This is a genomic window from Pseudophaeobacter leonis, assembly GCF_002087335.1.
GTDB classification, from domain to species: Bacteria; Pseudomonadota; Alphaproteobacteria; order Rhodobacterales; family Rhodobacteraceae; genus Pseudophaeobacter; species Pseudophaeobacter leonis.
This window is the reverse complement of sequence record NZ_MWVJ01000005.1, coordinates 21,818-39,805: the sequence shown is the minus strand read 5'-3', so window position 1 is coordinate 39,805 and position 17,988 is coordinate 21,818. Positions and strand designations below refer to the sequence as shown.

Annotated in this window: 12 protein-coding genes and 3 pseudogenes; 10 read left to right on the top strand and 5 right to left on the bottom strand. The window is 60.9% G+C overall.

The window, feature by feature from the left end; genetic code table 11:
* Window positions 1-19: 19 nt before the first annotated feature.
* From sucC to B4968_RS01840, 9 genes and pseudogenes are all read left to right on the top strand, one after another.
* On the top strand, window positions 20-1,213 hold the full coding sequence (gene sucC / locus B4968_RS01885) for an ADP-forming succinate--CoA ligase subunit beta (RefSeq protein ID WP_083096121.1): 1,194 nt from the start codon (window positions 20-22) through the stop codon (window positions 1,211-1,213).
* Window positions 1,214-1,221: 8 nt separating this feature from the next.
* A complete protein-coding gene (locus B4968_RS01880; protein ID WP_083096119.1) occupies window positions 1,222-1,740 on the top strand; it encodes a hypothetical protein in 519 nt (172 codons plus the stop codon).
* A gap of 12 nt (window positions 1,741-1,752) precedes the next feature.
* Window positions 1,753-2,637, top strand: a complete 885-nt coding sequence (gene sucD / locus B4968_RS01875; RefSeq protein ID WP_083096117.1) for a succinate--CoA ligase subunit alpha — start codon at window positions 1,753-1,755, stop codon at window positions 2,635-2,637.
* 58 nt (window positions 2,638-2,695) lie between these two features.
* Entirely contained in the window at window positions 2,696-3,088 is a 393-nt protein-coding gene (locus B4968_RS01870) for a hypothetical protein (RefSeq protein ID WP_139792544.1), read from the top strand.
* Window positions 3,089-3,123: 35 nt separating this feature from the next.
* Window positions 3,124-6,078, top strand: a complete 2,955-nt coding sequence (locus B4968_RS01865; RefSeq protein WP_083096114.1) for a 2-oxoglutarate dehydrogenase E1 component — start codon at window positions 3,124-3,126, stop codon at window positions 6,076-6,078.
* An 11-nt stretch (window positions 6,079-6,089) separates the two neighbouring features.
* Window positions 6,090-7,597, top strand: a pseudogene (gene odhB / locus B4968_RS01860) (2-oxoglutarate dehydrogenase complex dihydrolipoyllysine-residue succinyltransferase).
* Window positions 7,598-7,801: 204 nt separating this feature from the next.
* Window positions 7,802-8,189: pseudogene (locus tag B4968_RS01855) on the top strand (MAPEG family protein).
* A gap of 91 nt (window positions 8,190-8,280) precedes the next feature.
* Window positions 8,281-9,671, top strand: a pseudogene (lpdA, locus tag B4968_RS01850) (dihydrolipoyl dehydrogenase).
* Window positions 9,672-10,361: 690 nt separating this feature from the next.
* Window positions 10,362-10,670: an EthD family reductase gene (locus tag B4968_RS01840; protein ID WP_083096113.1), complete on the top strand. Its 309-nt coding sequence runs from the start codon at window positions 10,362-10,364 to the stop codon at window positions 10,668-10,670.
* A 92-nt stretch (window positions 10,671-10,762) separates the two neighbouring features.
* Here B4968_RS01840 and B4968_RS01835 read toward each other — a convergent pair whose 3' ends face one another.
* From B4968_RS01835 to B4968_RS01820, 4 genes are read right to left on the bottom strand one after another with little or no spacing between them, the layout of a single operon-like run.
* Complete coding sequence (locus B4968_RS01835; RefSeq protein ID WP_083096112.1) at window positions 10,763-11,368, bottom strand: pyridoxamine 5'-phosphate oxidase family protein; 606 nt, start codon at window positions 11,366-11,368, stop codon at window positions 10,763-10,765.
* A complete protein-coding gene (locus B4968_RS01830; RefSeq protein ID WP_083096110.1) occupies window positions 11,355-12,095 on the bottom strand; it encodes a lysophospholipid acyltransferase family protein in 741 nt (246 codons plus the stop codon). Before B4968_RS01830 ends, B4968_RS01835 begins: the two co-directional genes overlap by 14 nt.
* Window positions 12,092-12,991, bottom strand: coding sequence for a cell division protein FtsX (locus tag B4968_RS01825; protein WP_083096108.1), 900 nt, complete (start codon window positions 12,989-12,991; stop codon window positions 12,092-12,094). Before B4968_RS01825 ends, B4968_RS01830 begins: the two co-directional genes overlap by 4 nt.
* Window positions 12,988-13,665: a cell division ATP-binding protein FtsE gene (locus tag B4968_RS01820; RefSeq protein ID WP_083096106.1), complete on the bottom strand. Its 678-nt coding sequence runs from the start codon at window positions 13,663-13,665 to the stop codon at window positions 12,988-12,990. The genes B4968_RS01825 and B4968_RS01820 overlap by 4 nt, the downstream gene beginning before the upstream one ends.
* A gap of 203 nt (window positions 13,666-13,868) precedes the next feature.
* Here B4968_RS01820 and B4968_RS01815 point away from each other — a divergent pair, with 203 nt between their 5' ends.
* The gene (locus B4968_RS01815) at window positions 13,869-14,939 is read left to right on the top strand and encodes a zinc-ribbon domain-containing protein (RefSeq protein ID WP_083096104.1); all 1,071 of its coding nucleotides are present in this window, start codon (window positions 13,869-13,871) and stop codon (window positions 14,937-14,939) included.
* 239 nt (window positions 14,940-15,178) lie between these two features.
* Here B4968_RS01815 and B4968_RS01810 read toward each other — a convergent pair whose 3' ends face one another.
* Window positions 15,179-17,965: a TIGR02302 family protein gene (locus B4968_RS01810; protein WP_338153187.1), complete on the bottom strand. Its 2,787-nt coding sequence runs from the start codon at window positions 17,963-17,965 to the stop codon at window positions 15,179-15,181.
* Window positions 17,966-17,988 lie beyond the last annotated feature (23 nt).

Genomic DNA, 17,988 nt, shown 5'->3' with positions numbered 1-17,988 from the left:
CCAGACGGGACAGTTTCTCATGAACATCCACGAATATCAGGCCAAGGCCCTTCTTCGCAGCTATGGAGCGCCAGTTTCCGACGGTCGCATCGTACTGAAGGCCGACGAAGCCAAATCCGCCGCAGGGGAGCTTGACGGCCCACTTTGGGTGGTAAAAGCACAGATCCATGCCGGCGGTCGCGGCAAGGGCTCTTTCAAAGAAGCCGATGCCGGTGAAAAAGGCGGTGTACGCCTCACCAAATCGGTCGAAGAGGCCTCGGAAGAAGCCAAGAAAATGCTGGGCCGCACCCTGGTCAGGCATCAGGCCGGCCCCGCCGGCAAACAGGTCAACCGCATCTATATTGAGGCGGGCTCGGGCATTCAGACCGAATTGTACCTGGCGCTGCTGGTGGATCGCCAGACCTCGCGCATCTCCTTTGTCTGCTCCACCGAGGGCGGCATGGACATCGAAGAGGTTGCCGCCTCTACCCCGGAAAAGATCCTGTCGTTCAGCGTTGATCCAGCCACCGGCTATCAGGCGTTCCACGGCCGTCGCATCGCCTTCTCGCTCGGCCTTGAGGGCCAGCAGATCAAGCAGTGCGTCAAACTGATGGGCCAGCTGTACCAGGCCTTCACCGACAAAGACATGGAGATGCTGGAAATCAACCCGCTGATCGTCTCTGACACCGGTGATCTGAAAGTGCTCGACGCCAAGGTCAGCTTTGACGGCAACGCCATGTACCGCCACCCCGATGTGGCTGAGCTGCGCGACACCACCGAAGAAGACCCCAAAGAGTTGGAAGCCTCCAAGTACGACCTGAACTACATCGCGCTCGACGGTGAGATCGGCTGCATGGTGAACGGCGCCGGTCTGGCGATGGCCACCATGGACATCATCAAACTCTATGGTGCTGAGCCTGCAAACTTCCTCGATGTTGGTGGCGGCGCCACCAAAGAGAAAGTCACCGAAGCGTTCAAGATCATCACCTCTGATCCACAGGTCAAAGGCATCCTGGTCAACATCTTCGGCGGCATCATGCGCTGCGATGTGATCGCCGAGGGTGTTGTTGCCGCGGTGAAAGAAGTGGGCCTGAAGGTTCCGCTGGTTGTCCGTCTTGAGGGCACCAATGTGGAAGCCGGCAAAGAGATCATCAACACCTCTGGTCTTGACGTGATCGCAGCCGACAACCTCTCTGACGGCGCCGAGAAGATCGTAAAAGCGGTTAAAGGGTAAGTCAGAGAATGCTTCGTCAATTTCTCTTTGCGATTTTGTCCGTGCTAATTTCGGCTCCGTCACAGGCGGAGACTGCGGTTTCACAAGACGAATTTGTTTCGCTTTTTGATCGTGCCGTGCAAACGGTTCCGAACCTTGAAGCCTTAGAGAAATTGTCTATCCAAGCAGGATTTCGCATTGTTTCCAAAGAAAGCACTGGCAGCCACCTAAGCTACTTAGAAGCAGCCAACACAGACGAAGATTTTTACATTGTCGGTATTCGTGACCATCGCGCGTCTCTTAGTGCAGACCATGTACGCCTCCTCGTCACTCAATATGGAACAGACGCATCCTACGCGAAGAATCTAACAAGCCAAGCTCAGCAGCACTTGCCCCAGGGGCCAAGTCACAAATCTGACCTTTCTGGCGGGTTCACCTTCGGCACCGCTTGGGAAGCAGGCTACCCCGACCTCATCACACTCGAAGTCAAGTTTCATCGAAAAGAGAAAGCTTCCTTGATGGAAGCAGTCTTTCTCAAGACAAATTAGGAGACTCCTAAAATGGCAGTCCTCATCGACGAAAACACCAAGGTTATCTGTCAGGGCTTTACCGGCTCGCAGGGCACCTTTCACTCTGAACAGGCCATTGCCTATGGCACCAAAATGGTCGGCGGTGTGACCCCAGGCAAAGGCGGCATCAACCACCTTGGTCTGCCCGTCTTCAACTCGGTGCACGAAGCCAGGCATGTGACCGAAGCAAACGCTTCTGTCATCTACGTGCCGCCCCCCTTCGCCGCTGACTCAATCCTCGAGGCAATCGACGCCGAGATGGAGCTGATCGTCTGCATCACCGAAGGCATCCCGGTTCTGGACATGATGCGGGTTCAGCGCGCGCTGGAAGGCTCTAAATCGCGCCTGATCGGCCCCAACTGCCCCGGCGTGATCACCCCTGACGCCTGCAAAATCGGCATCATGCCCGGTCACATCCACAAACGTGGCTCTGTTGGTGTTGTGTCGCGGTCCGGCACCCTGACCTATGAAGCGGTGAAACAGACCTCCGACATCGGCCTGGGCCAGTCTTCGGCTGTTGGCATCGGTGGTGATCCCATCAAGGGCACCGAGCACATCGACGTGCTGGATCTCTTCCTCGACGATGATGAGACCCAGTCGATCATCATGATTGGTGAAATCGGTGGTTCTGCCGAAGAGGAAGCCGCAGCATTCCTCGCCGAGCAGCGCAAAAAAGGCCGCTGGAAGCCCGTGGCTGGTTTCAGCGACGGCCGGACTGCCCCTCCCGGCCGTCGCATGGGCCACGCTGGCGCAATCGTCGCCGGTGGCAAAGGTGGCGCTGAGGACAAGATCGAAGCCATGCGCTCTGCTGGTATCGTTGTTGCCGAAAGCCCCGCCGGCCTTGGCGAAGCGGTGCTGAAAGCCATCAAAGGTTAATAGTTCTTCGGGGCGAATGAATTCGCCCCGAAAACCCTACTCAGTTACGGCAGGCCCCATGACTATGAGACTGATATGTGCAGCCCTTGCATCAGTGGTTCTGGCAACCGGCTGCAGTGGCCCCAGTCCGCGTGTCGCCTATGTGCAGGATGGTGAAGGCTGGCGTCAGATTTCGCTCGCCGAGGCCAGGAGCCTGAAACGTCAGGAGCAGGCCGCCGCGCCGCAAAACGAGCCAACACCCATCTCCGCAGATCAGATGTCCGCGATACCGCCACCCGCCGCCCTGGCAGAGGCCGAAGCAGCCGCGCCCCTACAGCACACCCCGCTGGCTGAGCTTTCATCGCAGGGCTCTGCAGCTGACACAGATAAAACCTCCGTAAGTATTGCGAAAGATGTCTGCAATATACCCGGTGGTCAAAGCCCTACGCCAACACCACCCTGTACCCTATAAATTTTCGCCTCTGACCTTTCGCAGTGAGAACATCCATGACCGATAACTCTCCCAACGACCTGTTCCACGCCTCCTCCTTCATGCAGGGGCATAATGCCGAGTATCTCGAACAGCTCTATGCGCAATATGCCAATGACCCGAATGCGGTTGATGCCGCCTGGGGCGAGTTCTTTCGCCAGATGGGCGATGCTGACCTGGATGTGAAGGCTGAGGCCCAGGGTCCTTCCTGGGCACGCCCTGACTGGCCGCCCGCTCCCAATGATGACCTGACCGCCGCCCTGACTGGCGAATGGCCTGCGCCGGTCGAGGCAAAGGCTGCGGGCAAAAAGATTGCCGAAAAGGCGGTCAAGGCCGGTGTGGAAGTCTCGGATGAGCAGATCCAGCGCGCCGTGCTCGATTCGATCCGCGCCCTGATGCTGATCCGCGCCTACCGGATCCGGGGTCACCTGGCGGCCGATCTTGACCCGCTGTCGATGCGCAGTGACGCCCCCCACCCCGAGCTGGACCCGCAAAGCTATGGCTTTCTGGACGCCGACATGGATCGCCCGATCTTTATCGACAATGTTCTGGGGCTGCAGGTCGCAAGCATGCGCCAGATCGTCGAGATCGTAAAACGCACCTACTGTGGTACCTTTGCGCTGCAATACATGCATATTTCTGACCCCGGCCAGTCCGCCTGGCTGAAGGAACGCATTGAGGGCTACGACAAAGAGATCCGCTTTACCCGTGAGGGTCGCAAGGCGATCCTGAACAAAATGGTCGAGGCCGAGGGTTTTGAAAAATTCCTGCACGTCAAATACATGGGCACCAAGCGCTTTGGTCTGGATGGCGGCGAGAGCCTGATCCCGGCGATGGAGCAGATCATCAAACGCGGTGGCAACCTGGGCGTCGAAGAGATCGTCATTGGTATGCCACACCGGGGCCGCTTGTCGGTTCTGGCCAATGTGATGCAAAAACCCTACCGCGCCATTTTCAACGAGTTCCAGGGCGGCAGCTTTAAGCCCGAAGACGTTGATGGCTCGGGCGATGTGAAATACCACCTTGGCGCCTCGTCGGATCGCGAATTTGACGGCAATACCGTGCACCTCAGCCTGACCGCCAACCCCTCGCACCTTGAGGCGGTGAACCCGGTGGTTCTGGGCAAGGTCCGCGCCAAACAGGATCAGAAAAACGACGGTGCGCGCGGCAAGGTTCTGTCGATCCTGCTGCACGGCGATGCGGCCTTTGCCGGCCAGGGTGTTGTGGCAGAGTGTTTTGCGCTGTCGGGACTGAAGGGTCACAAAACCGGCGGCACCATGCATATCGTGGTGAACAACCAGATCGGTTTCACCACGGCGCCGCATTTCTCGCGCTCCTCGCCCTACCCCACCGACAACGCGCTGGTGGTCGAGGCGCCGATCTTCCACGTCAATGGTGATGACCCCGAGGCCGTGGTACATGCCGCCAAGGTGGCCACCGAGTTCCGCCAGAAATTCGGCAAGGACGTTGTTCTCGACATCTTTTGCTATCGCCGGTTTGGTCACAACGAGGGCGACGAGCCCATGTTCACCAACCCCCTGATGTACAAACGGATCAAAGGCCACAAAACCACGCTCAGCCTTTATACGGAACGTCTGGTCAAGGATGGCCTGATCCCCGAGGGCGAGATCGAGGACATGAAGGCCGCGTTTCAGGCCCAGCTGAACGAAGAGTTCGAGGCCGGCAAAGACTACAAACCAAACAAGGCCGACTGGCTTGATGGTCGCTGGTCGCATCTGGACCGTCAGAAAGAAAACAAATACCAGCGCGGCAAGACCGCGATTGAGCCTGAAACCATGGCCGAAATCGGCAAGTCCCTGGCCAGCGTGCCCGAAGGCTTCCCGATGCACCGCACCGTTGGCCGGGTTCTGGAAACCCGCGGCAAGATGTTTGAAAGCGGCGCGGGCTTTGACTGGGCCACCGGTGAAGCACTGGCCTTTGGCTCCTTGCTGACCGAGGGCTTTCCGGTCCGTCTGTCGGGACAGGATGCCACCCGTGGCACCTTCTCGCAGCGCCACTCCGGCATCATCAACCAGAACACAGAAGAGCGCTACTTCCCGCTCAACAATATCCGCGCAGGCCAGTCACATTTTGATGTGATCGATTCTGCCCTGTCGGAATATGCGGTTCTGGGGTTTGAATATGGCTACTCGCTGGCGGAACCCAACGCGCTGACCCTCTGGGAAGCCCAGTTTGGCGATTTTGCCAATGGCGCGCAGATCATGTTTGATCAGTTCATCTCTTCCGGCGAAAGCAAATGGCTGCGGATGTCCGGTCTGGTCTGCCTGATGCCGCACGGGTTTGAGGGCCAGGGGCCGGAACACTCCTCCGCCCGTCTGGAGCGGTTCCTGCAGATGTGTGGTCAGGACAACTGGATCGTGGCCAACTGCACCACGCCAGCCAACTACTTCCACATCCTGCGCCGCCAGCTGCACCGCTCGTTCCGTAAACCGCTGATGCTGATGACGCCCAAATCGCTGCTGCGCCACAAGATGGCTGTTAGCAATGCCGAGGATTTCACCACCGGCTCCAGCTTCCACCGGGTGCTGTGGGATGATGCCCAAAAGGGTAATTCCGACACGCAACTGGCCTCTGATGACAAGATCAAGCGCGTCGTCATGTGCTCGGGCAAGGTCTACTATGACCTGCTGGAAGAGCGCGATGCCCGTGGGATCGACGATGTCTATCTCATGCGGGTTGAACAGTTCTATCCTTTCCCGGCGATCTCGCTGGTCGAAAGGATAGAACGGTTCAACGGCGCTGAGATGGTCTGGTGTCAGGAAGAGCCCAAGAACCAGGGGGCCTGGTCCTTTATTGAGCCCAATATCGAATGGGTGCTGAGCCGCATCAAGGCCAAGCACACCCGGCCCGCTTACGTCGGCCGTGCCACCTCGGCGTCGCCTGCAACCGGTCTCGCCAGCCAACATAAAGCCCAACAAGCTGCGCTCGTGAACGACGCGCTGAGCATCTGAGGAAGACAGTCATGACCACCGAAGTTCGCTGCCCACTTTGGGCGAATCCGTTACCGAAGCCACTGTCGCCACCTGGTTCAAGAAACCCGGCGACACTGTAGCGCAGGATGAAATGCTCTGTGAGCTGGAAACCGACAAGGTTACCGTCGAGGTGCCTGCTCCCGCCGCAGGCGTGCTGGCCGATATCGTCGCCAATGAAGGCGACACGGTCGGCGTTGACGCGCTGCTGGCCAATATTACTGCCTCCGGCGCCGCCGCAGCTCCGGCAGCCGTTGCAGCGCCTGCTGCTGCGGCCCCTGCGGCCCCTGCCGCCACAGGTGGCAGTACTGATGTGATGGTGCCCACGCTTGGCGAATCTGTGACCGAGGCCACCGTTTCGGTCTGGTTCAAAAAGGTCGGCGACACCGTGGCCCAGGACGAGATGCTCTGTGAGCTGGAAACCGACAAGGTCTCGGTCGAGGTGCTTTCACCTGCCGCAGGCGTGCTGGCGGAAATCACCGCCGCAGAAGGCAGTACTGTCGAGGCCAGCGCCAAACTTGGTGAGATCTCAGGCGCAGGGGCAGCCGTCGCGGCGGCGCCAGCCACGGCGCCCGCAGCCGCAGTGGCTCCTGCCGCCGCAGGCAAGGACATCGCCAATGCGCCATCGGCGGAAAAGGCCATGGCCGAAGCCGGGCTCTCTGCCGCCAGAGTTGCAGGCACAGGTCGCGATGGTCGGATCATGAAGGACGATGTCACCCGCGCCATGGCAGCCGCCGCTGCCGCTCCGGCCCCAGCTGCCGCAGCGCCAACACCGCGCGCGCCTGTGCCCGCAGATGATGCGTCACGCGAAGAGCGGGTGAAAATGACCCGCCTGCGCCAGACGATTGCCAAGCGCCTGAAAGAAAGCCAGAATACCGCCGCCATGCTGACCACCTATAACGAGGTGGACATGGGCGAGGTCATGGCCCTGCGCACTCAGTACAAAGACCAGTTTGAGAAAAAGCACGGTGTGCGTCTGGGCTTTATGTCCTTCTTCACCAAGGCCTGCTGCCACGCGCTGAAAGAAGTGCCTGAGGTCAATGCCGAAATCGACGGCACCGATGTGGTCTACAAGAAATTTGTCCACATGGGCGTTGCTGCCGGCACCCCGACCGGCCTGGTGGTTCCGGTGATCCGCGACGCCGACGCCATGTCATTTGCCGAGATCGAAAAGGCAATTTCCGAAAAAGGCAAACGCGCCCGTGACGGCAAGCTATCGATGGCAGAGATGCAGGGCGGCACCTTCACGATCTCCAACGGTGGCGTCTATGGTTCCCTCATGTCTTCGCCGATCCTGAACCCACCGCAGTCCGGCATTCTGGGCATGCACAAGATCCAGGACCGCCCCATGGCGATCAACGGTGAAGTGGTGATCCGCCCGATGATGTATCTGGCGCTGAGCTACGTCCGCCGCATCGTCGACGGCAAAGGGGCTGTGACCTTCCTGGTGCGCGTCAAAGAAGCGCTGGAAGATCCCCGCCGCCTGCTGATGGATCTGTAATTGACCAAATGGGTTCTTCCCGAGTGGGTAAAAAAAACCTGATCGGGAAGAACCATCGAGAGCGTGTCGGAAATCTATCCTCATACTCTCTCAACTTTCCTTTTCCGATGGTGCGTCGCTCACTCTAGTCGCCATGCCGTTCCGCCAAGGGACATTGGACGCCCATTACATCGAAGGCGATGATTTTCTGGACGAGGCCCTAAAATGACCACCGAACTCACCATCCTCACCCTCGCTGCCCTGCTGCGTCCTGCAGTTCTGCGCCTATTCCTTCACGGCCAACCAGCAGGTCAGCCGCAAGGTCGCCTTTGGCCCGCGTGATACAGCCGTGGAACTCACCGGCACTGCCGGACGGCTAAAACGCGCCATGAACAACCACTTCGAGGGGCTGATCCTCTTCTCCATCGCCTGCATCGTTGTCACGCTTGGGGATCAATCCACGCCCTTCACCACCGCCTGCGCCTGGACCTACCTCGGCGCCCGCATTCTTTATGTCCCCGCCTACGCCTTCGGGCTCAGCCCCTGGCGCTCCCTGATCTGGGCCGTGGGGCTCGTCGCCACCACCGCCATGCTGGTTGCCGCCCTCATATGACCATTCACCTTCTCTCAAATACCTCGGGGGAGGCCCATCAGGGCCGGGGGCAGCGCCCCTCCCCCGCTCAACCGCAAAGGACCTTTTAAAAATGGCAAGCTATGACGTCATCATCATCGGTGCAGGCCCCGGCGGCTATGTCAGCGCCATCCGCTGCGCCCAGCTGGGTCTCAAGACCGCCATTGTTGAGGGGCGCGAAACCCTCGGCGGCACCTGCCTCAACATCGGCTGCATCCCGTCAAAGGCACTGCTGCATGCGACGCATATGCTGCACGAGGCCGAACACAACTTTGCCGGCATGGGCCTCAAAGGCAAATCGCCTTCGGTCGACTGGAACCAGATGAAATCCTACAAGGAAGACGTCGTCAGCCAGAACACCGGCGGTGTCGAATTCCTGATGAAAAAGAACAAGATCGACTGGCTCAAAGGCTGGGCCTCTATTCCGGCCGCCGGTCAGGTCAAGGTCGGCGATGAGACCCATGAGGCCAAAAATATCGTCGTGGCCACCGGCTCTGTGCCCTCCTCGCTGCCCGGTGTCGAGGTCGACGAGAAGGTCGTTGTCACCTCCCCGGCGCGCTGGACCTGCCAAAGGTTCCCAAAAAGATGCTGGTGATTGGCGCCGGTGTCATCGGGCTTGAGCTGGGCTCGGTCTATGCCCGCCTCGGCTCCGAGGTCACCGTGGTGGAATACATGGATGCGGTCTGCCCCGGCATGGACAAGGACGTGCAGCGCGGCTTTAAACGCATGCTGGAAAAGCAGGGCGTCACCTTCATCATGGGCGCCGCCGTGCAGGGCGTCGAGGCCAGCAAGACCAAGGCCAAGGTGACATACCAGCCCAAAAAGGGTGGCGATGCCGAGGTGATCGACGCCGATGTGGTGCTGGTCGCGACCGGGCGCAAAGCCTATGCCGAGGGCCTCGGGCTCGATGCCCTGGGTGTCAAACTGACCGAGCGCGGCCAGATCGCGACGGACGCCCAGTGGCGCGCCAATGTGCCCGGCCTCTTTGCCATTGGCGATGTCATTGAAGGCCCGATGCTGGCCCACAAGGCCGAGGACGAAGGCATGGCCGTGGCAGATGTGATCGCCGGTAAGCATGGCCATGTGAACTATGGCGTCATCCCCGGTGTGGTCTACACCACGCCCGAAGTGGCCACCGTGGGCGCCACCGAGGATGCGCTCAAGGCCGAGGGGCGCAAGGTCAAGGTTGGCAAGTTCAACTTTATGGCCAATGCCCGCGCCAAGGCGGTGCATCAGGCCGAGGGTGGCTTTGTCAAAATCATCACCGACAAGGAAACCGATCGAATCTTAGGCGCGGCGATCATCGGCCCCGGTGCCGGTGATCTGATCCATGAGCTCTGCGTTGCGATGGAATTTGGCGCCTCTGCCGAAGATGTGGCCCTCACCTGCCACGCGCACCCAACCTATTCGGAAGCCGTGCGTGAGGCCGCCCTGGCCTGCGGCACCGGCGCGATCCATAGCTAAACAAGATCTCTGCGCCCCGGTTTCCTTTTAACTGGGGCGCAGGACCTGCCGCACAGACCCCGTGAAAAAATCCATACTTGCCCCCATTGTGGCTCTTGGCCTGATCGCAGGCTTGCGGACTGGCATCGCTCCTCTGGCCAGTCCCAAGCCGTGCTGAACGCATTGCGACACTCTTCAAAGACTACTGCCTGCCGCATCATCGCGGAGAAGACGTGACAGCCAAAGCATCGGCCGACTTGGTTCCCCACGCGCACACAGCATCCTCTACGCAGTGGATAGATCAGGCCTCCGCCAGCTTTCTACAGCTCGCGACACGGCGCTGCCAGGTAACAACCACCCACCCCTTTGCGCTGTCCGCTTTAGATGCCAAAGAACTGCTTGATCTGATTGCGCCCATCGTCGCACAAGAATTCTCGGAATTGCCAATTGATCCCAAGGCTACGATGGGGCCGGATAGCATCAGCAAAGGCTGGCTGCTCGGTAAGGCCCAATCACCAGAGCGATGGGGAGTTTTCTTTTCCGCCTATCCCGACTGGGGAGCGTCTGTCGGCAGCATTCTCTTCCTTGCATCCCCAACGCAGAAAATCATGCCCGCTGAGACAAGAACGCAGCATCACAAAAAGTTTCATTTGGAAAATCACTGTCCGCCCTGTCTACTGCAGCCAGTTTCAACGCAGGGGAGGACGACAGATGGCCGTTTCACTACAAGTAATTTATCCAGTCAGCGACGACAGCACCTTTGACCACGGCTATTATGCCGATACCCACATGGCGCTGGTTCAGGAACATATGGGCAGCCATATCGACCGGGTTCTGGTCACCAAAGGCATCGCCGGTGGCCCCGACAAACCGGCCGGATTTCATGCGGTGGCAAGTATCGTCTTTGCCGATCAGGCGGCCATGGGCGCCGCATTGAAGGCCTCGGGGCCGGTGATGGCGGATGTGGCGAATTTCACCAATATCCAGCCGCAGGTGCTGATTGGTGAAGTCATCGCCTAAAGGCCCATCAACAGGGCGCGCCACCGTACCGACCCGGTACCGTAGAGACCCAGTGCAAACTCTGTGCGGGCGCTACAGGCCCTGCTGTTGTCTCACCACATGGTCGCAGCAGCCCGCGCACCCCAGGCGGCGTCATAGTCGGCGCCGCCCTCTTGTCCCCCCGTCTGCTCAGCCAGGATCTCGCCCACAGTGGGCAGATCTTTGCTTTCGTCGACACCGCTCCAGGTGCCCGCCCGCATCAGCGCCCGGGCACATTGGCTGTAGATCTCGCCAATCGAGATCACGATCATCGTGGCAGGTAGTTTTCCCGCCTTTTCAAACCGGGCGCGCAGATCCGCATCAGCCGTCACCTTGGCCGTGCCATTGATGCGCACCACATTATTCGAGCCCGGCACCAGAAACATCAAAGACACCCGGCCATCGCACACAATATTGCGCAGGGAATCCAGACGGTTGTTGCCGCGCCAGTCCGGCAGGGCAAGGGTGCCAGGGTCAAGTTCAAGCACCACCGGCCCGTCATCGCCGCGCGGGCTATCGTCTGTGCCATCGGGCCCCACCGTGGTCAACATGCACAGCTTTGAGGCCATGATCCATTGACGGTACAGCGGCGTCATCCGACGGGCCACCTTGCGCAGAGAGGGCGCCCCCGGTGTGCCATAAAGCGACGTTAGATCGTCGATGGTTTCAAGATACTGCATCCGGATCAAACCCCAGTTCTCGCATCAGTTCATTTGACCTGGCCTCAACCCGGGTTTCAAGCGTCTCCATGAACTCTTTACGGTCGAGACCCGCGTCGATTTGGTCGAGAAACTCCACCACCGCCACGCCGGGTTTGCGCATAATACCCGTACGCGGCCAGAGCACGCCGACATTGGTCGCCACAGGCACACAGGGCTGCGCCAGCTGTTCATACAGAACCCCGGTGCCGACCTTGTAATCCGCCTTGACGCCAGGGGCGACGCGGGTGCCCTGTGAATAGATAATCAGCTGCCCGGCCTCCTGATGCCCGGCCTTTACATCCGCCACCATCTTGTCGATGGCCGCGCCGCGTTTGCCCCGGTCCACCGCAACGCAGTCCAGCAATTTGGCATATTGGCCAATCACAGGCGTGCGCAGGATCTCTTTTTTCATGATGAACTTGGCAGTTGGCAGCGCCGTGAAGATCATCATGATATCAAGAAAGGACTGGTGCTTGGCCGCAATCAAAACCTCGCCCGTTGGCGGCGTGCCGCGTACCTCACAGCGAATGCCCACCATGAGACGCGCGGTCCAGAACACCCAGCGCGAATAGCTTTTGCAGCAGGCCCGCGCGCCGCGTTTGCTGAAAATCGCCCAGGGGGCAAACAGCAGGCCAAAGATCGGCATCATGAAATAGATCTGAAACACAAAAAGAAACGAGCGCAGCCACTGAAGTGCAAATCTCACGTCAAATCTCCCAAACGTTTCTTAGCCGCCCGGCTTGTCGCCGCAAAGGCCACTAGGGCGCCCAACACAGGGATCAGCAGAGGCAGCAACCAGGCCCAGCCCTGAAAGCCAAGCCCGGTGAGAAATCCCCCCTCATTAGAGGCCGCAGGCATCAGCCAGACTCCGACCATGCCCAGCGCCACCCCCACGGCAGAACCGCCAAGGGCGCGCAGGGTAAAGCGGCGAATAAAGGCATGCGCAATATAGCTGTCCAAAGCGCCGACAAGCCGCAGCACTTCGATCACCTGCGCATTGGCCGCGAGGGCTGCATTGGCTGCAAGGGTGATCATAGCGGCTGTGGCCCCGGCGATCAGCAGGATAGAGACCGCCCCCAGCCGCCTGAGCGCCCGGGCGGCATCCACCAGGGGCGCGCGCCATCGGGTGTGGTCATCCAGAACCGCCCCCGGCACCTCTGCCTGCAACCGTAGTCGCAGGCCTGTGCCATCATAGCCGGGGTCGCCCTCGATCACCTCGATCAATTGCGGAACCGGCAGGCTGTCGATGGGCAGGCCAGACCCAAACCAGGGGGCCAGCAAGGCAACCTGTTCTTCGGTGCTCAGCGCCCGGGCAGAAGCGACACCCGGTGTTTGTTGCAAAATGGTCAGCGCCGCCTCGGTCTGTGCCAGACGTTGTTCGGCAGGCGCATTGATGCGCAGCGTGGCCGCCCGCGCCAGCTCATCTGCCCAGCGATTGGCCAGCCGCCCCGAGGCCAGCGACAGCGCCAGCGCAAAGACCGCCAGAAAGGCCATGGCACCGGAGACAAACAGCGTCAGCTGCGCCGTAAAGCCGCTGGGGGGAACCACCCGATCCGCCTGGGCATCACCCACAATCAGTTTGCGTAGACGTCCCTCGCTCATAGGTCTGCCCCCGCCTGTTGCAACTGTTTTGACGAGATCCGCAGCACCCGGGCCTGCACCTGTTTCTTGGCGGCCCGGATCAGCGCCATATCATGGGTTGCGACCAAAATGGTCTTGCCCATCCGGTTGAGCTCTACCAGCAACTGCAGCAGGCGTTGCGACATTTCCCAGTCCACATTGCCGGTCGGCTCATCCGCGATGATCACATCCGGCGACAGAATGACTGAGCGCGCCAGGGCCGCCCGCTGCCGCTCGCCGCCAGAGAGCTCTGGTGGCATCGCATCAGCACGTTGCGACAGCCCGACCCAGTTCAGCAACTCACGCAGGTTGGCCTCTTCCAGAGACAGATCCTTGCCGGCAACAATCAGCGGCAGGGCGATATTCTCGATCACCGGCAGATGGTCGAGAAAACGGCAGTCCTGATGCACCACGCCAACGCGGCGGCGCAGATGCGCCATCTGATCGCGGTCCAGCCCCTGCACATCCATATTCATGGCACGCACCCGACCCGAGGTGGGAGACAAAGCGCCGTAGCACAGCTTCATCAACGTGGTCTTGCCCGAGCCTGACGGCCCGGTCAGGAAATGAAAGGACCCCGGAGCGAGTTTAACCGAGACCTGGCTCAGCAGCTCTCCTCCTCCGTAGTTGTAACCAACGTTTTCCAGCTCTATCACGACTGTCCCCTGTATGCGCCACGCAGTTTTGCCCTAGCGGGTCGTCAGTTTCAATGGGCCATGGCTGAAAGCGACAATACCAGCCTTATCACCACGGGGAGCAAAACGCGATTGACCCTTTCGCGAAAGCTTGGAACTGCCTATTGTTATTTGGAAATACTGCCGACAGTTTCCCGGAGGCCTCCGGGTTCAAGGAGATATTTATGCGCCTGACCTGCCCGAATTGCGGTGCCCAGTACGAAGTGCCGGATGACGTCATTCCCGACGAAGGCCGTGATGTGCAGTGTTCCAACTGCGGCGATACCTGGTTTCAGCAGACTGCTGGTTTTGGCCAGGCCACAGATGACATTGATGCCGAGGAGCAGGACAATGACCCAAGCGTCCCACCTGCCGGGCATGAGGCCGCGCCGACCGCCTCCCGTCCAGAGGCTGCGGTGCCCGAGGATGAAGATCTGCCCGCAGAGGACGCAGAGCTGGCAGCAGAGGAAACTGAGGGCACAGAGGGCAGAGAGCGCACAGAGGCCGAAATCGCATCAGAGCCATTTCAGGATCCCACCCCGCCTGAGGTCGCAGTCACCAAAGCCCTGCAAGAGGCTGCATCACCGCAAGACGCTGAAGATGTCGCGAGGGCACCGCGCCCAAGCAGGCCGCAGCCCCGGCGGGGCCTCGCGCACGACAGCAGTCCAGCCTCTGAAACCGCGCCTGTTTCTGACGCTGTGGCCCCTGAGGCGACGCCGCAGAAGCGCCGCCTTGATCCGGCGCTTGGCGAGATCCTGCGCGAAGAGGCAGAGCGCGAGGCGAGCCTGCGGGCCAATGAGCACGGCCAGGCCGAGGCGCTTGAAACGCAGCCCAACCTCGGTCTGGATGATTTCCCTGAGAACGAGGAGGCACGCCGCACCCGGCAGGCTTCTGATCGTATGGCCCGCATTCGGGGCGAAGACCCGCGCCGTCGGGCCGCCGAAGCCAGCGGGCTGAAACGCGGCGTCCTGCAAGATATTAAAAAAATCAACCCAACGCTGCGGGCGGCGGATACCGCCCCGCCTGCTCCGGTGGGCGACATGGTGCCGCCGCCGCGCAAATCCGGCTTCACCCGCGGGTTTGCCCTGGCGATCCTCGCCATATTGGCCCTAGTCATGGTCTACAGTAACGCGCCTCAAATCGCTGAGCTGCTGCCACAGGCAGATCCCTATCTCAGCACCTATGTCACCTGGGTGGATCAGATGCGCCTGTGGCTGGACACGCAGGTAACCGAGCTGAAAAAGCCCCAGTTCTGAGCCCTGATCTGCTCTGGCTGTCTCGAAAGCGCCGCCAGAGCGGCTCAGGACTAAAGCTGCGGTCAGGACCAAGGCCTTCGTTAGGACGAATACCGGGCTCAAACGAAGGCCAAAATCAAAACTGTGACAACAGATTGCACCTATCGCGCAAAACCCCTCCCCCCTGATCGGCCCCGGTGACGCCACATGCCCGGTGACGCCGCATGCCATGCGGCGCGCTTAGCGCTCCGTCAGGAGCGCTAAGCGCCATGCCCAACGAGGCCGTGGGATTTTTCAAATCCCAAGACCTGGGCGGGAGCCCCCCCCTCTCTCGTGGGCCAAAGGCTTCGAAAACAATGCTGGTGCTCTAGAGCGGCCTCGTCCAAATCAGAACTGATCCAAAAGACGCTCAAAATATCGCCGCTCCTCTTCGCCCCACGCTCCAAGTCTCCGGCGCGGCGGCGGAGTTCTTCCAACAAATCCCAGGCCCGGCGGTAGGCGCGCTCGCCGCCAAAGGGCGCATTGCGCTCATCACCAGCCCCGGTGGAATTGCGGTCACGTCCCAGGGGATCCGCCTGTGCTGACGAGGCGTTTTGCCCCTGACCCTGTTGCTGTCCGGGTTGCTGGTTCTGCGCCATTGCCTCGCCCAGGGCGCGCATCCCCTCGCGCAGAGCTTCCATCGCCTCGGATTGCCGGTCGATCGCCTCGGCCAGATCCCCCTGGCGCAGTGCCTCTTCGGCCCCATCCATCGCCCGGCCCGCCCGGTCCAGCGCCTCTCGGGTTCCTTCGCCCTCGGCGCCCTGTCCCAGTGGCAGCGCATCTTGCTGTTGCCGCAGCGCCTCGCGCAGCGCCTGCTGTTGCTGGGCCAAACTGCCAGCGCCCTGATTCCCGCCATCAGCGCCACTGCCCTGACCACTTTGGCTGTCGCTGCCGTTCTGGCCCGATTCTCCGTTCTGGCCCGATTCTCCATTTTGACCAGAGCCGCCCTGATGCTGCTGTCCGCGCCCCTGACCGCCACTGCGCCCTTCATTGTTCTGGCTCTCACCAGCCTGAGCATTGGGGTTGAACTGTTCCTGCAGATCCCGAAACGCCTGATCCGACAGCCCCTGCTGTTGTTGCAGTGTTTCGCCCAGATCCTCCATGGCCTGCTGACCGTCAGAGCCCTGCTGACCCTGCTGGCTCTGGCTCATCCGCATGTTTTCCATCATACGCTGAAACTCTTCCAGCGCCTGTTCCGCCTCGGCCATGCGGCCCTGCTCCATCAGCTCTTGGATCCGGTCCATCATGGCCTGCAGGTCCTGTTGGTTCAGGGTCATGGCACTGTCCTGGCCCTCGCCCTGCTCGCCGGACTGGCCTTCGCGTTGCGCCTGCCGCTGCAACTGGCGCATGTAGTCCTGGGTGGCCTCGCGCAGTTTTTGCATCAGCTGGGCGATTTCTTCGTCACTGGCGCCATCGCGCATGGCCTGGCTCAGGCGCTCCTTGGCCTGCTGCATCCGCGCAAGGGCATCGCCAATATCGCCATCTTCCAGACTCTGCGCCAGCGCCCAAAGCGCCGCCGCCGTCTCATCGCGTTGCGCCTCACTGAGGATGTCAACGCCCGACTCTGCAGGCTGCCCCGACTCTGCAGGCTGTAAAGACGCCTCAAGGCGACGCAAAATGCCGCGCATTTGCAGATAGCTGCCCGCCTCGCGGAAGATATCCTGAGGTCGGTGCGACACCGCGCGCAAGATCTGCGCGATACGCGGCGCATTTTGTCGCGACCAGATCAGGTCCCGGCGTTGCTCTGCGACCGCCGCCGCCAGAGGATCAAAGAAACGCGGTGCAACCAGAGGCGCGCCAAGCCCGGCGCTGGTGGTCGACTGCCCGGCTGCATCCTGCAGCGAGACATGATAGACCACCGGTAAATTGGCCCAGGGGTGCTTGGCAAAATCCTCGATCAGGAAGGCCTCAAAAGACTGGCGTGAGCCGCTGAGAGGCATGGGCAAATCCAGCACGATATCTTCGCGTGGTTCGGGATCCGGGGTCAGGCCATACCGCCGCGTAAGCGCCAGAATGTCCAGCGAGATCTTGACTTCGCCACGCTCGACCCCGTAGTCGTCCTGCGCCAGGAACGGCAGTGACAGCGCCCCCTCCGGGGTGAGTTCGGGCAGACCGGTAATGGATATGCTGGGCGCAAAATCCGGCAGCACCGCGATATCCCAGGCCCGGCCATTGCGGCCATTGATCGCCAATCGCCCCGCCTGCTGAATTTCGACCGCATGCTCCAGCATGCTCTCTGATGCGGCGTTTTCGCCTTGTTCAGAGACGGTTTGCTCCAGCGTCAGCGCGCCGACTTCGCCATAAAAGCGCAGCGTAATACGGCTGCCCACGGGCAGTTCCAGATCCTCGTCCTGCTGATCATTGAGATAGAGCACCGGCAAGCCGGTGTAGCGCGGCGGCTCGATCCAGCCCTCCCAGGAAGGCCCCGCCAGTCCAGCCCCCAGTCCGGCCCCGCCCCCCGGTGCCATGGCCGCAAGGCTGCTGACCCGCCACACAGAGCCAAACACCAGCGCCATCAGCAGCGAGACCAGCGCCACATAGCGCAGGGCAAAGGGGTCTGCCGCTGCAATGCGCAGATCGGGAGCTGGAGCTTTTGCCTGTGCGGCGGCGCGCGCCATGCGCGCCTGATGCGCCTGCCACAGCGCCGCCGACCCGGGATCAGAGCCGCCAATCGCCTGCGCATCCAACAGGGCGGTGACCGGTCGGCCCGGCAGGCTGGCATCCAGCCGCGCCAGTGCCTCATGACGGCGTGGCCAGCGAAAGCGCCATATACCAAAGGTAAGGGTCGCAAGGCAGCACAGCAGGGCAATCGCTGCCGCAAGCCACACGGCGCCAGGCGACACCAGATCATGCAGCCCCAACATCACAGCAGCACAGACCAGCATCACCACCGAGGCCAATGGCCAAAAAGCCCGCAGGGCGCGTTCGCCAAACAGTCCCGCCTGCGTCAGCCGCAGGGGCCATCGCAGCGGATGCAATCTTGGGTCAGCCTTGCCGTTTCGCGCCATCTCTGCTCTGCCTCCTTTGGGCT

What these genes read in the sequence shown, in the direction of transcription:
- B4968_RS01835 (WP_083096112.1), bottom strand. Translation starts at nt 11,368, where the DNA reads ATGCAGTATCTTGAAACCATCGACGATCTAACGTCGCTTTATGGCACA.
- B4968_RS01825 (WP_083096108.1), bottom strand. Translation starts at nt 12,991, where the DNA reads ATGAGCGAGGGACGTCTACGCAAACTGATTGTGGGTGATGCCCAGGCG.
- B4968_RS01815 (WP_083096104.1), top strand. Translation starts at nt 13,869, where the DNA reads ATGCGCCTGACCTGCCCGAATTGCGGTGCCCAGTACGAAGTGCCGGAT.
- B4968_RS01865 (WP_083096114.1), top strand. Translation starts at nt 3,124, where the DNA reads ATGACCGATAACTCTCCCAACGACCTGTTCCACGCCTCCTCCTTCATG.
- B4968_RS01840 (WP_083096113.1), top strand. Translation starts at nt 10,362, where the DNA reads ATGGCCGTTTCACTACAAGTAATTTATCCAGTCAGCGACGACAGCACC.
- B4968_RS01870 (WP_139792544.1), top strand. Translation starts at nt 2,696, where the DNA reads ATGACTATGAGACTGATATGTGCAGCCCTTGCATCAGTGGTTCTGGCA.
- sucC (WP_083096121.1), top strand. Translation starts at nt 20, where the DNA reads ATGAACATCCACGAATATCAGGCCAAGGCCCTTCTTCGCAGCTATGGA.
- sucD (WP_083096117.1), top strand. Translation starts at nt 1,753, where the DNA reads ATGGCAGTCCTCATCGACGAAAACACCAAGGTTATCTGTCAGGGCTTT.
- B4968_RS01810 (WP_338153187.1), bottom strand. Translation starts at nt 17,965, where the DNA reads ATGGCGCGAAACGGCAAGGCTGACCCAAGATTGCATCCGCTGCGATGG.
- B4968_RS01880 (WP_083096119.1), top strand. Translation starts at nt 1,222, where the DNA reads ATGCTTCGTCAATTTCTCTTTGCGATTTTGTCCGTGCTAATTTCGGCT.